General features: G+C 58.3%; 13 protein-coding genes. 4 read left to right on the top strand and 9 right to left on the bottom strand.

The genetic code is table 11. The features are described from left to right. Nucleotides 1-52: 52 nt before the first annotated feature. Nucleotides 53-1,345, bottom strand: coding sequence for an O-acetylhomoserine aminocarboxypropyltransferase/cysteine synthase family protein (locus AABB29_RS18315; RefSeq protein WP_341365546.1), 1,293 nt, complete (start codon nt 1,343-1,345; stop codon nt 53-55). 90 nt (nt 1,346-1,435) lie between these two features. On the opposite strand from AABB29_RS18315, the gene AABB29_RS18310 reads away from it, so the two are divergent. Next, nucleotides 1,436-1,849, top strand: coding sequence for a VOC family protein (locus tag AABB29_RS18310; RefSeq protein ID WP_341365547.1), 414 nt, complete (start codon nt 1,436-1,438; stop codon nt 1,847-1,849). Between the two features lie 20 nt (nt 1,850-1,869). On the opposite strand, the gene AABB29_RS18305 is transcribed toward AABB29_RS18310, so the two are convergent. Continuing rightward, nucleotides 1,870-2,733 carry an endonuclease/exonuclease/phosphatase family protein gene (locus tag AABB29_RS18305; protein WP_341365548.1) on the bottom strand — a complete coding sequence of 288 codons (864 nt, stop codon included), beginning with the start codon at nt 2,731-2,733 and terminating at the stop codon, nt 1,870-1,872. 188 nt (nt 2,734-2,921) lie between these two features. Between AABB29_RS18305 and AABB29_RS18300 the strand changes: the two genes are divergently transcribed. After that, the gene (locus AABB29_RS18300) at nt 2,922-3,884 is read left to right on the top strand and encodes a hypothetical protein (RefSeq protein ID WP_341365549.1); all 963 of its coding nucleotides are present in this window, start codon (nt 2,922-2,924) and stop codon (nt 3,882-3,884) included. A gap of 86 nt (nt 3,885-3,970) precedes the next feature. Here the strand turns inward: AABB29_RS18300 and AABB29_RS18295 are convergent, their stop codons facing one another. After that, nucleotides 3,971-4,960 (bottom strand): hypothetical protein, encoded by a 990-nt coding sequence (locus tag AABB29_RS18295; protein WP_373636671.1) that lies wholly within the window; start codon nt 4,958-4,960, stop codon nt 3,971-3,973. A 148-nt stretch (nt 4,961-5,108) separates the two neighbouring features. Between AABB29_RS18295 and AABB29_RS18290 the strand changes: the two genes are divergently transcribed. Continuing rightward, complete coding sequence (locus AABB29_RS18290; protein WP_341365550.1) at nt 5,109-6,059, top strand: HWE histidine kinase domain-containing protein; 951 nt, start codon at nt 5,109-5,111, stop codon at nt 6,057-6,059. On the opposite strand, the gene AABB29_RS18285 is transcribed toward AABB29_RS18290, so the two are convergent. The 6 genes from AABB29_RS18285 to hemP form a co-directional block, all read right to left on the bottom strand. Continuing rightward, the gene (locus AABB29_RS18285) at nt 6,049-7,140 is read right to left on the bottom strand and encodes a DUF1513 domain-containing protein (protein WP_341365551.1); all 1,092 of its coding nucleotides are present in this window, start codon (nt 7,138-7,140) and stop codon (nt 6,049-6,051) included. The two genes, AABB29_RS18290 and AABB29_RS18285, sit on opposite strands and share 11 nt — an antisense overlap. A 1-nt stretch (nt 7,141) precedes the next feature. Further along, a complete protein-coding gene (locus AABB29_RS18280; RefSeq protein WP_341365552.1) occupies nt 7,142-8,155 on the bottom strand; it encodes an imelysin family protein in 1,014 nt (337 codons plus the stop codon). Continuing rightward, a complete protein-coding gene (locus tag AABB29_RS18275; protein ID WP_341365553.1) occupies nt 8,152-9,702 on the bottom strand; it encodes a di-heme oxidoredictase family protein in 1,551 nt (516 codons plus the stop codon). The genes AABB29_RS18280 and AABB29_RS18275 overlap by 4 nt, the downstream gene beginning before the upstream one ends. Nucleotides 9,703-9,772: 70 nt before the next feature. Continuing rightward, complete coding sequence (locus AABB29_RS18270; protein WP_341365554.1) at nt 9,773-11,035, bottom strand: imelysin family protein; 1,263 nt, start codon at nt 11,033-11,035, stop codon at nt 9,773-9,775. Nucleotides 11,036-11,068: 33 nt separating this feature from the next. After that, nucleotides 11,069-11,560, bottom strand: a complete 492-nt coding sequence (locus AABB29_RS18265) for a hypothetical protein (RefSeq protein WP_341365555.1) — start codon at nt 11,558-11,560, stop codon at nt 11,069-11,071. Further along, on the bottom strand, nt 11,557-11,724 hold the full coding sequence (gene hemP, locus AABB29_RS18260) for a hemin uptake protein HemP (protein WP_341365556.1): 168 nt from the start codon (nt 11,722-11,724) through the stop codon (nt 11,557-11,559). Before hemP ends, AABB29_RS18265 begins: the two co-directional genes overlap by 4 nt. Nucleotides 11,725-12,602: 878 nt before the next feature. Between hemP and AABB29_RS18255 the strand changes: the two genes are divergently transcribed. Then, entirely contained in the window at nt 12,603-13,097 is a 495-nt protein-coding gene (locus AABB29_RS18255) for a cell division/cell wall cluster transcriptional repressor MraZ (RefSeq protein WP_341369051.1), read from the top strand. Nucleotide 13,098: the final 1 nt, after the last annotated feature.

Genomic DNA, 13,098 nt, shown 5'->3' with positions numbered 1-13,098 from the left:
AAGCCTACAGCAGAAACCCGCCCACGCCAAGGGCATGGGCGGGATCGTTACATCATGCAGTGGCTTTGGCCAGTGCTTGATCTAAATCGGCGATCAAATCATCGGCATCCTCGATGCCAATGGACAGGCGGACGATGCCCGGACCGGCGCCCGCGGCCTCCTGCTGTTCAGCGGTCAGCTGACGGTGGGTGGTGCTGGCCGAGTGGATAATCAGACTGCGCGCATCTCCCAAATTGGCGACATGGCTAAAGATTTCCAGATTATCGACCAGCTTGACACAGGCCTCATAGCCGCCCTTGACGGCGACGGTGAACAAAGCGCCTGCGCCTTTGGGGCAGATTTTGTCGACCAGCCCGTAATAGGGCGAGCTTTCCAGCCCGGCATAGGTGACGTAATCAGTGCGCGGATCATCCTCGAGCCATTTGGCGATCTTCTTGGCGTTCTCGACATGGCGCTCCATACGCAAAGACAGGGTCTCAATGCCCATCAGCGTGTAATGGGCGGCCTGCGGGTTCATGGTCATGCCAAGATCGCGCAGACCAATGGCAATGCCGTGGAAGGTGAAGGCCAGCGGGCCAAAGGTCTCGGCAAATTTCAGACCGTGATATGCCGGCTCTGGTTGGGACAAGGATGGGAATTTATCATTGGCGACCCAGTCAAACTTGCCGGAATCCACGACGCAGCCACCAGTGACGGTGCCGTTGCCGGTCAGGTATTTGGTGGTGGAATGAACAACCAATGTGGCGCCATGCTCAATCGGGCGGCAAAGATACGGGGTGGCCGAGGTATTATCGACAATCAGCGGGATACCGGCCTCATCGGCAACCGCCGCAATGGCATCCAGATCCGAGATATGACCACCGGGATTTGCAATGGTTTCGCAGAACACGGCGCGGGTGTCATCATCAATCGCCGCTTTGACAGCATCCAGATCGTCAAAATCCACAAATTTCGCAGACCAGCCAAAGCGTTTGATGGTTTGGGAAAACTGGGTGACGGTGCCACCGTAAAGACGGCTTGAGGCGACAATATTCAAGCCGGGCTGCATCAGGGGAAACAGGGCCATGATCTGGGCCGCGTGCCCCGATGAGCAGCACACCCCGCCAACACCGCCCTCAAGCGTGGCAATACGTTCCTGCAACGCGGCAACGGTTGGGTTTGTCAGGCGGGAATAGATGTAACCGACCTCTTGCAGATTGAACAAGGCAGCGGCGTGTTCGGCATCGCGAAAGACATAGGCGGTTGTCTGGTAAATCGGGACCTGACGGGCGCCGGTGGCCGGATCAGGGCGGGCACCTGCGTGAATTTGCAGGGTATCAAAACCGTAGCTTGGTGTGTCGGACATTCTCTCTCTCCCATTCAATCTTCTTGGGGCTACGTGTAAGGACAATCGGGTCAACACTCAACGGCCCCGCATCTGCAAAAGGACAAACGCATGCCCGTACCCTTCCACCTGGCTTTTCATGTTTCGGATTTAGACGCCGCGCGGGAATTTTATTCACAGGCGCTGGGCGCAACCGAAGGGCGGTCGACCGAAACCTGGGTGGATTTCGACTTTTTCGGACATCAGCTAAGCTTGCATCTGGGCGAACCCTTTGCCAATGCGGCAACGGGCAAGGTCGGCGACCACATGGTGCCGATGCCGCATTTCGGGGTGGTGCTGCCCCTGAATGACTGGACAGCGCTGGCCGGTCGTCTGGAAGAGCGGCAAACCGATTTCATCATCGCACCTTCCGTGCGGTTCAAAGGCGCGCCGGGCGAGCAATGGACCATGTTCTTTCGCGATCCATCCGGGAACCCGATTGAGGTAAAGGGTTTTGCCGATGAAAGCGGGGTTTTCGCGCAATAGGGGCTGTTAGGGTCAGGACCCTAGGGTCGTGAGGGCCAAACATCAGCGAGCAGCCCATAATGGTCCGAACCCAACTGCGGGCGCAGCTCTGCATGTCCGCCCTGCGCCCAGACCTGATCCAGCGGCAGGCCCACACCATGCAGGTAGAATGTGGTTCTGCGCGGCGGGACTGGCGCGGTTCCGGTCATTTGGCCAATCAGCTGCGGGGCAGCAGCCCAGGGGACGGTGTTGAAATCACCTGCGACAATGGCCCCCGCATCGAGCCCCTCAATGACGGGCAAAGCCGCGTCCAAATGATCCCATTGCACGTCGGGCCATGGCTGCTGCAAATGCACGGATACGGCCCAAAACGGCGCGCCAGGACGCTCCAGCCGGACCGCCATCAGCGATCGTTGTGGCGAGCAGCGGGGGGCCGGGTCCGTCAGGGGCCAGCGCGACAAAACCGCCGCGCCGTTCCAGCCCTGCCAGGGACACAGGGCCTGATATGGCAGGGATGGCGCCAAAGCCGCCATAACAGGGCCATTCACGCCTGACACCTCCTGCAAAAACACCACATCGGGATTGGCATCCACAATATCCGCGACAAGCGCATTGATGGCGGTGTTGGAATGCAGCAGGTTCTTTGTATAGATGCGGACCGGCCCGGCCTCGCCTTGGGGCCAATGCAGCATCACAGCCGCCGGAATAAGCGCTGCAAAGGCAAGCCCAGCTATTGCAAAGCGGCGCGCGAAAAGCGCAGCGGTGCCCACGCAGAACAGCAGTGCATACAGGGCAACAAAGCGGCCAATCGCCACCGCATCCAGCATCGGATGCAGATGGCCCAGATATCCCAGGCAAAGCGCGACACCGGCAAAAAGTGCCAGAAAACCAAACAGTTGTTTCATATATCTCCTGCCCGGTCCTGTCAGGCGCGGGTCACACAAAGACCAACTTTAAGCTGAAGGTCAACGGGGGGAGGCCGCAGATGCATTGACCAATCGGTGTTTTGTGTCACCATGTCCCCGGTATTTCCCTTTTGTGTTTGGCGCCGCAATGGTGCGTGTTTTGATCAACTCATTTCGGAGAACAGATTATGCTGACGACCTTTCGTATCTTGCCTTTTTGCCTGATGACCGCCGCGCCCGTTCAGGCCGCGCCATGGGAAGACGTTATTCCAACCGTTGCTGCGCAGGGCGCGTCTTACCTGCAAGATGCCGAAGGTTTGTTTGCGGCAAATTTTGACCGGCTCTTCGCGGCAGAACGCGGGGTGGTCTATCGCGGCACAATTGCCGACACGTTGGCGGACAGGGATCTTGCCCCCAACATCAAGCAAGAGCACGCATGCGGCATTCTCGGCCGGATGTTGGGCGTGCCAGAGCTGATCACCGCCGAGGAAAGGATCGATGTGCCTGATCCGGTACAGCCGGTCACGCTTGATTACATCTTGGCGCTATGGGGCGCGGGCAAAAGTTATCAGGCTTGGGCCGTCCAAGCCACCAGATTTGCCGCGCAGGATGTCGATGCAAAAGCGGCGTTCTGGAACCAAGATTGCGCCAAGCCGGGGGGCGTCGAAAATGCGCCGCGTTTCATTCCGTCAAACGGGCCCCTGCAAAGCCGTTTTCCAACGCAATCCTACGTGCCGGAAGACTACGTACCGGCACAGATCGATCCTACAGGTTTCAGCGATTGGGAGCGGGACCGCATCTTACCCGACATCGCACGGGGGGTGCAGCAGGGGGCGAATTTCGCGGGGCGCTATTCCGTTGTGATGCATAGTTGTGGCGGCAGTTGCGCCTATCACAGCTTTACCGACGTCGAAACAGGACAACAGCTTGATCCGCCTTTTGGCGGCGAACGGACCGCCGAACAGGCGCTGGATTTCAGCACGGATAGCACGCTCCTTTACATCTATCATATGCAATCCTCATCGACCTGCATTCTGCGGGCCTGGAATTTGGAAGGGGATGCATTTGTCCTGCAAAGCGAAGAGGTTTTTGATCGTCCTGCCGATATCGGCTGTCGGGACGGCTGGAACATTCAGGTCATCGCGCGTTAACCTGTTTTGCTTGGGCAGGCGGTTTTGTACATACAGCATATGTACGGGGTCTGTACGCCAAACATAACGGCCGTGTTCGGCATTTGTCAGCGCAGCCAGAACCCCGCCGCTTTGATCTTGTTGCGCAATGCCTGCTCGCGTCGGGGCAGGTCATTTTGGTCAAACATCGCCCGCACCTTGTGCCCGCGCCCTTGATAAATCATCCGCTTGAACGGGTCATATTGCTTAAGCAGCTTTTTGAGCTTGTTGGGCGCGGCGATCTCTTCAAGAATACCAATCTGCCGATCCGTCCCGCGCGCATAAAGCAGCGGTAACGCTCTGTAATGGCAGGTAATTTCGCCATCAAGCCCCGCCAACGCGCTGCTCGGACGCCCGCCGCCAAAGCTATGGATGACCAGGGGCAAGGCGACCTGATCCAGCCAGGGGTCCAGGGATTGCAACACGATTTCTGCAGGTGGATCGTCGCGGATCGATACAGCATATTCGGTGAAGCGGTCCGCAAAGGCGGCAGGGTCCGCGCCAAAGAACCAACCGGCGTTAAAGTACAGATAACGTTCCCAATATTCATCGGGTTGGCGCAGGTCCAGACTGCTTTCAAAATCAAGGCCAAAGCGATCATAAAGCGCCTTCCATGAGGCCGCGTAACCGGGCCAGTAAAGCTCTTCTAATGGCCAGGTCGGGCCGCGCATCATTGAGGCAGCGGGGCGGTCAAAGTCAAAGGGCAGCGCCGTGATATCGCCTGTGATCAGCGTATCGGTGTCAAAGAAAACAAAGGGTTCACTGGCAGGCAGTACGGCCAATCCTTCGATCTTGTTGCCATAAGGATAGGCCTGCCCGAAATGAACCGACGCAAAGGGGCGGATATCGGCGCCCAGCTCTGTCAAAGCGGTTTTGATGTCGGGCGCGATCCTGGGGTCTTTGTCCCATAGGGGGGCGGGCTGGGGTTCGGCGATGATGATTTGCCCTTTGAAATCAGGTGCATACTGACGCAGGGACGCCATGAAAAGCAGGGCTTCATATTGCAGGCGGCCCGCTTGCCCCACGATCATGATATTAAACTGCTGATCCTGTGCCATAACCTTGCCTTACAACCACCTTGCCTGCCTACACCCCGCTGCGCTGGGGGCGCAACAGGGGAACTTTCTTAACGTGGATGACGTTAAAGGGCAGACAATAACAAAAAAGTGTATCATGCTGGGGTAGATCAACTTTTGAGGGTGTTTGGTGTTTTCAGGTTTTGACCAGATTTTTCAAGACACACAGACACCGTTCTGTGTGCTTGATCCCGATCTGCGTTGTATCGCAGCCAATCAGGCATTGTGCGACCTGCTTGGGCTCTCGATGGCGACCGTTCTTTACGAACCCATTCGAAACTACCTGCCCACCAATGCCGATACATTCGCGCAGCCTTGCAAGTCCGCGCCGACGCGGCTTCACAATAGGGGGGACGGGAACAGTCCTGATCACTGGTGGGATCTGACTTGCACGCCGCTCGAAGCAGGTAACACGCTGTGCCAAATTACGGATGTCTCAAATACGGTGCGGCGGCTGCGGCAGCATGACATCGCGGTGGGGGAATTGCAGCACCGGGTCGGGAATGTGCTGAACGTGGTGCAGGCTCTGGCGCGCCGGATGGGGCATACGGCCCGTGATCATGAAACATTCCTTGATGCGCTGGATGACCGGATTACGGCGCTGGGCGTTGTGTACACGAACCTTTCGGGGGAAAACTGGTACGGGATGGACCTGCGTTGTCTGATCAAGCAGCAATTGCCAACGCGGCTGCGTGATAACCCTACTGCGCTGGCGATGACCGGCCCCGATTGGCAGCTTTCGGTCATTCATGCGCAGGCCTTCGCGATTGGGATCCATGAATTACTGCTGAACGCACGCGCATTTGGGGCGCTGCGGGGCGGGGCCGGACAGGTGCAGATCAGTTGGGAAAACCGTGCCGATGGCAGCCAAAGCTTTACCTGGTCAGAAGCGGGACAGACAGATGTGCAAGCCCCGCAAAGGCAGGGCTTTGGCACAGAGATGCTGCTGTCGTTTCTGCCCATACAGCTGGGGGGCGTGGCGCGGCAGGATTTCACCCCGGAAGGGATGCGCTATCATTTGACAGTCCCAGCGGGGGTCGCTGTGCCTTTAGGGCAAGGCGGTGTACAGATCACGGTGTAGCAATTGGGATCAGATGATTATCCCATTGCAGATTGGCCTGGCGGCTGCCGATGGTCTGCTGGCCATCGGTCTGGCGCAAAGCGCCGGTGCCTGAGGTGACTGCAAATGCGGGCCCCAGCGTTGCCACGCCGCAGATATCGGCCAAGGCTTCGGCCTTGATCAGTTGCTTTGAGGCGGCGTCATACAGATGCAGCAGCCCGCCCCTAGGCGACGTGACAGCAATCGTGCGGCCATCGGCGCCCATCGCGATACTGCCAATATAGCCCTCCATATTACGAATATCGGGTTGCGGGGCCTCCATCAGCGTCATGGGCGCGCCCTGCCGATGGGTTCCAACAAGGGCGGACACGACGCCATCGCCCTGCCACTGCATTCCAAAGGCGACAGTGCCCTGGGCATCAAGCGCCAGATGCCGGATTGAGTTTTTGTGCAAATCAGGTGCCAGCTGCGCTGTTTCCAGCAGCGCGCCATCTGCGATATATGCAAGGTTGGGGGCCATGGTGGGGATATTCAGCTTGGTCCGCCCGGTTTCGGGATGGGTATCAATGCCGCCATTTGCGACGACCAAGACGTCACTGCCGGGCAGGCGTTTGATATCATGCGGACCAATCCCGCCGCTGTCCCATTCATCCAGCCGGGCATAGCCAGCATTGGCATCCCAGATCCCGATCCGGCCGCGCCCGGCCTCATAATCGTTCTCGGTGGTGAAAAGCAGGCTGCCATCTTCAGAAAACACGCCATGCCCATAGAAATGTCGCCCTTCGGGGGCGGTCAAAATGGCCCTTTCGGTGCCGGTCATGCAATCGATGACAATCGCAAATGTGCCCGGACGGCGGGCAAAGGCGACGGCCTCGGGGCGTGTCGGATGCGCTGCTGCGGCGTGACCGCGATCGGGCAGGGGGCGCCGAAAGCGGATCGTCAAATCCGCGCCAATGCCGCAAAGCAAATAGCGGCCATCAGACGTAGCGGCAGCCGAGAGAAACGTGGGCGATCCCGCATCCGCCCAGGTTGGGCGCGGGGCCAGACCGGCGGCAAGCAGCCCGCCTAGGAATTGCCGCCGTCCTGTCGCCGCAGCGCACATCTCAATCCCCGTCGAGCGAGTTAAAGCCCGCCGCGACGCCAAGCGTTGGCCCCAGATCATTGCCAACTATCGCACGGATTGCGTCGACATTTTGCTGGACGGCTTCCACACGGATGCGGGTCAGCGGCTGCGCAACCCCAGCGAAAACCGGATCATCCAGATCGGCCAGGCGGTCGCGCGCCTGGGTAAAGGCCGCATCCAGATCCTCGGCCATGGCCGGATCATCCGCTGCCAGCCGTCCGGCCAAATCCTGCAGCGCGATCAGGCTGAGCATCACATGGGCCGCAGACCGGCCCGAACGGCGGGCCTCGGCCCTTGTGGGGCGGGGTCTGTCAAATGTGCCAAGCGGACGGCCCAGCCGCGTGTCTGAGGTGAATTGCAGCCCGGTTGAAAGGGCTTTGAACAGCTCTTGAAGCGCGTCCAGATCGCTGCGGTAATAGCCATCGGGCGCAGGGTTCAGCAACGTTTCTGCATAATCGGTCTGCCAGGCATCGACGATATCTTGCGTTGTCAGCGCAATGTCGGCGGTGACGGTCTGGATCAGCGTGCAGCGATAAGCGGCATCGCCTGCATTCATCAACGCCTCATCAAACAGCAGAAATTCCAGCGCGTAAAACCCGCGCGCGGCGATGGACACCTCGGCATAGGCGGCCGGGTCGTTGGCGATCGGGTCTTGCTGGGCAATCAGGCTGCCCAAACTGCGCGGGGTCGTTCCCCGGCTATCGGGCCAAAAAGCCAGCGCAAAGGCGCGGTCGTCCACTTCGGTCGGACCAAAGCGCAGATGGCTGACCGATACCCAGGCGTCAAAGGCCGCCCCATAGGCACCGCGCAAATCCGGTGATGTGGGCGCGCAATCTGCGGCTGCGGTATCTGCAAGAGTTTGGGCATTTGCTGCCAAGCTTTCAAATCCAGGCAGGATATGTCCCTCTACGATATCCGTCACGACCGGGTTTGCGCTTTGGGCGGTTAGAACCGTCGGGCATATCAGTGCGAGTGCGAGGGCAATAGGTTTCATAGGCTCTCCAGGAATGCGATCAACGCGTCGCGGTTTTCGGTTGTCATGTCGATCACGGCATCACGCTGGGCCTGGGCTTCACCGCCATGCCACAGCACGGCCTCAAGCAGCGACCGGGCCCGGCCATCATGCAGGAAATACGTGTGCCCGCTAACTTGTTCGGTCAGGCCGATCCCCCAAAGCGGCGGCGTGCGCCATTCGGTGCCGGTTGCCCGGGCCTCGGGCCGGTTATCGGCCAGTCCGGGCCCCATATCATGCAGCAGCATATCTGTGTAGGGCCAGATCAGCTGAAAGCTCTGCGCAGGTTGGTCCTCCAGCCTGTGGGTGACAAAGCTGGGGGTGTGGCAGGCGATGCAGCCGGTTTCATAAAAGACCTGCTTGCCCAGCAGCACCTGCGGATCATCCAGATTGCGCCGGGCCGGAACGCCCAGGTTCCGGCTATAGAAGGTAACCAGATCAAGGCCCTCGGCATCCAACTCTGTCCCGCGATCGTCGCCATCGCCATGGATAGCGTTCAGGCATGTGGTCTGTGCCGCAGTGCATTCACCTGCACCTGCCGGAAACAGCGGGGTTGAGATGCCGATATCACCCGCAAAAGCACTGGCGGATTGTTCGCGTATCGTGGGCGATCCGGCCTTCAGCCCGAACCGGCCCAGCATGGGCTGATCATATTCGGCAGACCAGACGACATTCGGACGCCCGGAAATGCCATCCCCATCCAGATCATCCGGCTCAGCGCCCGCCAGAATATCGGCCGCAGGGATCGCCTCAAGCAGGCCAAGCCCGATCATCTGGGGGGCGACGCGGGGGCTGAGCATCGCGTCGGGGTGCAATGGCCCATAGCCCAGATCAGCGGCCCGGTAGGTTGGATGGCGCAGCGGGACCTGCACCCCATCTGCCAAGGTAATCAGCTCTTCGGTGTAAGTGACATCAAACCGGTATTCAGAGGGATGCCCCTGCACGGCAAAGTCCTGCAGCTGGCTGCCATAGGTCGGATCGGGCAGGGTCGCGATATAGTCGTGAATATCCACCTGCGCGGCCTCAGGCGGGGCAGGGATGGAGACGCGCAGAAAGATTGAGATCGCGTTGTCATCGGCATTGGCAGGCGGGTGCCCGCGCCCGTCTTTAATATGGCAGCGCTGGCAAGAGCGGGCATTGTAAAGCGGGCCCAACCCATCGGATGCCAAGGTGGATGAAGGGGAGGACACCCACAGCTTACGGAACAGACCATTGCCGACCTTAAAGTTCAGCTGATCCTCAAAGCTTATATTGCCAGAGGCTTCGGAAAAGGCGTTGGCGGTCTGCATTGCGCGGACGGTGGCGGCACCTGCGGGTTTGTCCTCAAACCGTTGGGGGGCGGTGAAATCAGTGGCGATCGCGGTGGCTGCTGCAATACGCGTGGCCTCGGCCGCAGTGCGGGAAACGGTGTTCAGGTGCGGATCGTCCAGATGATCCCATTGAACGCCAAGACTATCCGCCAAAGCAAGACTGCCCGCCGCAATTGCGAAGGGCAGTATATAGGCTGATTTGACCTTTTTAAGACGCATCAATCCCCGCCCATCTTCGTTCGCATGTCAGGTAGGTCTTGCCGGTTGCCCGGCAAGACCAGATACATGCTTACTGGAAGACGGCTTCTGGATCGTCAAGGCTGTCAGAGCCTTCGATTTCGATACCATCCGCACCCAAAGCAGCGATCACACGTTCAATTGATCGTGTTTGGTCGATCAGACCGTTCACACCGCCCATGATCAGCGCTTCGCCAGCTTCATTGCCGCGTTCCAGCATCATGTCATAGGTAAAGCCGGATTCTGCAGCTGTTTTGATCCGGCCCAGGGCCAGAACAGCGTCCGACAGTTTGGTGCGCATTTCCAGATCGAGGGCTGCATCCGTTTCTGCAACCAGCTCGGACAAAGATGGGCCGCTGACAACGGTGCCATCGATGCCGGTATAGCTGCCCAGATAGACAGACTGGATGCCAACGCCATTGTAGAAATGGTCGTTATGGGTGTTGTCGGCAAAGCAGGAATGCTCTTCTTCTGGATCGTTCAGCATCACGCCAAGGCGCATCCGCTCACCAGCTGTTTCACCGTATGACAGAGAGCCCATACCGGTCAGGATTGCCGCGATACCGGCATCGGCATCGGCGGTCAGCTCAGCGCGCGCATCGCCGCCTTCGACCCATTGTGCGGCCATCCATTCCAGATCAGAGACCAGCAGATCAGTCGCAGCCACCAGGTATTCACCGCGGCGGTCACAATTGCCGTTTGTGCAGGCGTCACCTGCGGCGTAATCAGTCCAAGGGCGGTTACCTGCGCCTGTGCCGTGACCGTTCAGATCTTGACCCCAAAGCAGGAACTCAACCGCGTGATAGCCGGTTGCAACATTGGCCTCGACACCGTCGGCCTCTTGCAGGGTGTCTTCCAGCAGGGCAGGTGTGATTTCAGAGGCGTCGATGGTTTCGCCGGACAGCTCAAACGACGCGTTTGCGATCACGTTCAGCGCAGCCGCGGCGTTTTCGTCGGTTGGCCCACCGTAAGATGCATCGACATAGTCAATCAGACCTTCGTCCAACGGCCATGCGTTCACTTTGCCTTCCCAATCATCAACGATGGCATTGCCAAAGCGGAACACTTCGGTTTGCTGGTAGGGGACACGCGCGGCCAACCATGCGTCTTTTGCGGCCTGCAGATTGGCGGCAGATGGATCAGCGACCAGCGCGTTGACGGCGGCTTGCAGCGTTTTCGCTGTTGTCACGCTGTCAGCATAGTTTGCTGCGGCGATATCTGCATATGTGCCGAGAACATCAGTCGTTTCGACCGCCAGAGCAGGCGTCGCGAGTGCCAAGCAGAGTGCCGTTGACGCAAGATAGGTGGGTTTCATTTGTCTTTTCCTGTTTGTGGAGTTTGGTTTTAGTTAGTGAAGAGTGGTCGAGGGTGGGTAAAACGGTGCGTCTTTGCCTGCCATGCATTCTGGGGCGCGAAGGTTCATCATACGAAAGGCCTGTCCGACATCTGCCGCAAGCGCAGTGACAAGCGGTGCAAAGTCAGCACGGACCATCAAAGTGGCGATCAGCATAGCGTCTTCGGATGCGCCTTGTGCTGCGGCACCAATGAAATTGGCAAAACACGCCTCATCCGCACCCAGGCATTTGCAGCTGACACCGTGCCGCATCATTGGCCGACGACCGTGATGGGCGCAAAGGCGGCAAAGCTCGGCAAAGGCGTCGCGGGCCTTGGCGCCGTTTTCCGGCCCAAGCCCCATGGCGAAATCCTCTGACACGCTGTCCTGTCCGTCAGGGCCATCGCACCACAGGCGCAGATAGATGACTGATGCGGCTTCGATACCGTCCAGCTCGGCCACATGCCCGACCGGGGCGCCGCCACGTTTCATCTGCGGTGCGTTCATTTGGTCAGGATCAGTTTGCCCGCGCGGGTGATGCGCAATGTGTAGGTCTGATCGCCAAGCACGATATGGGCCTGATCACCCTCTTTGGTCAGGTCGTTTGCCAAATAGGTCGGCAGCGTGTCTGCGATGGGCTTCATGGCTTGGGGGGCTGATTGAAATGACATTACTGTACCTGCCGCTGTGTTGTCGCACCATCTGCAATCGCGGATCGGCCCGGCCGTCCGGCGCAGCACATATCAGTGCGGTCCTTCTGTCGGTCCTGTGGGGTTTGCATTGGGTGCGTTCTTTCATCTGACGATTGTCGGGCTGGCCCGGGCGAACCGGGGTGGCTGGATATTGATCTAAGTCTGAGTAATTTAATCGGATAAGTCAATCTGACTTTTTTACTCAGAAATCAAATTGGCGGTGTTTGGAACATATGGCCGGTCAACCCTGGCTGTACGTCGCCTGAAATGATGCAAGAAGCACACGCTTCCGGGAATTCATGGAATCAAAACCATTTTCGAATCACTTTCCCGGGAATTTGTGGTTATGAACGGGTCTTGGCGGTGCTGCTTAGATGCTGCCCGCTGCCTTATCTGCAAAAAAGCGGGATTTCCTGGAATTATTTTTTCGCGGCAATTGGACACCATATATTGTGTTCTTATTTCATAGTTGCGCCACAATTATTTCAAATTCGGCATCTTTGACCCCATATCTTGTTCTCTGAGGGTCCTCAAAACACCATGTGGTTCCATGAATTCCCAAAAAGTTGTTGATCGGTGAGGGAAGTGGTGTCACAACAGTTGCACGGTAAGGCGAACAAGACTTCAAATCGGGGCGCTAAGAACCCCAACCGGCAAAGCCAGGTTTCATACAGGCTTCGCTCTTACCCAACAAAGATCCGGCGCGTGAGCGAGCAGACATCCCCCCAGGTGGCACGCGCAGTCGGACTTCCCAGAAAATGGGACGAAGGCGGCGGGTTGATCAGTGGCAGCAGATCAATCCGCCGTTTTCACATCTGAAGCAAAGTTGCGGGGGGAAGGGCGAGGACCGAGGGACAGTGGTTCTGAGTTTTACAGGCGAACACACCCAAAAGGTGGACGGTAAGGGGCGCATGTCGATCCCTGCCGATTTTCGTCGCGTGCTCGAATCTGGTGACCCTGAGTGGACCTCCGGCCTGTCCCCGCGCATGTATCTTCTTTATGGTGATCACCTGAAAAACCAGCTGCATGGTTATACAGTTGAAGAATTCAACAAGGTCGTTGATCAGATCAACGCATTGCCCCGCGGCTCGGCCAATAAGAAAAAACTGTCCCGTTTGATCATTGGTCAATCCATCCGGCTTGAGGTGGATAAGGATGGGCGCACCGTCATGCCTATCAAGCAGCGCCAAAAGCTGGGGCTGACAGATGGCGAGCTGACATTCAGCGGTTTGGGCGACCACTTTGAAATCTGGAAAGCCGAGACATTCGCCGCCGAAGTAGCCGAAGATCTGAGTGATTGGCTTGAAGAGCAGGAGGATGGCTTTGATCCGCTCATCCTGCTGGATGAGTAGG

The organism is Yoonia sp. BS5-3 (assembly GCF_038069655.2).
Taxonomy (GTDB): Bacteria; Pseudomonadota; Alphaproteobacteria; order Rhodobacterales; family Rhodobacteraceae; genus Yoonia; species Yoonia phaeophyticola.
This window is presented reverse-complemented; position numbering and strand designations above follow the sequence as displayed.

Coding starts and splice junctions, on each gene's coding strand:
- hemP (WP_341365556.1), bottom strand. CDS start 11,724: ATGTCATTTCAATCAGCCCCCCAAGCCATGAAGCCCATCGCAGACACG.
- AABB29_RS18310 (WP_341365547.1), top strand. CDS start 1,436: ATGCCCGTACCCTTCCACCTGGCTTTTCATGTTTCGGATTTAGACGCC.
- AABB29_RS18265 (WP_341365555.1), bottom strand. CDS start 11,560: ATGAACGCACCGCAGATGAAACGTGGCGGCGCCCCGGTCGGGCATGTG.
- AABB29_RS18280 (WP_341365552.1), bottom strand. CDS start 8,155: ATGAAACCTATTGCCCTCGCACTCGCACTGATATGCCCGACGGTTCTA.
- AABB29_RS18275 (WP_341365553.1), bottom strand. CDS start 9,702: ATGCGTCTTAAAAAGGTCAAATCAGCCTATATACTGCCCTTCGCAATT.
- AABB29_RS18270 (WP_341365554.1), bottom strand. CDS start 11,035: ATGAAACCCACCTATCTTGCGTCAACGGCACTCTGCTTGGCACTCGCG.
- AABB29_RS18295 (WP_373636671.1), bottom strand. CDS start 4,960: ATGGCACAGGATCAGCAGTTTAATATCATGATCGTGGGGCAAGCGGGC.
- AABB29_RS18305 (WP_341365548.1), bottom strand. CDS start 2,733: ATGAAACAACTGTTTGGTTTTCTGGCACTTTTTGCCGGTGTCGCGCTT.
- AABB29_RS18285 (WP_341365551.1), bottom strand. CDS start 7,140: ATGTGCGCTGCGGCGACAGGACGGCGGCAATTCCTAGGCGGGCTGCTT.
- AABB29_RS18315 (WP_341365546.1), bottom strand. CDS start 1,345: ATGTCCGACACACCAAGCTACGGTTTTGATACCCTGCAAATTCACGCA.
- AABB29_RS18300 (WP_341365549.1), top strand. CDS start 2,922: ATGCTGACGACCTTTCGTATCTTGCCTTTTTGCCTGATGACCGCCGCG.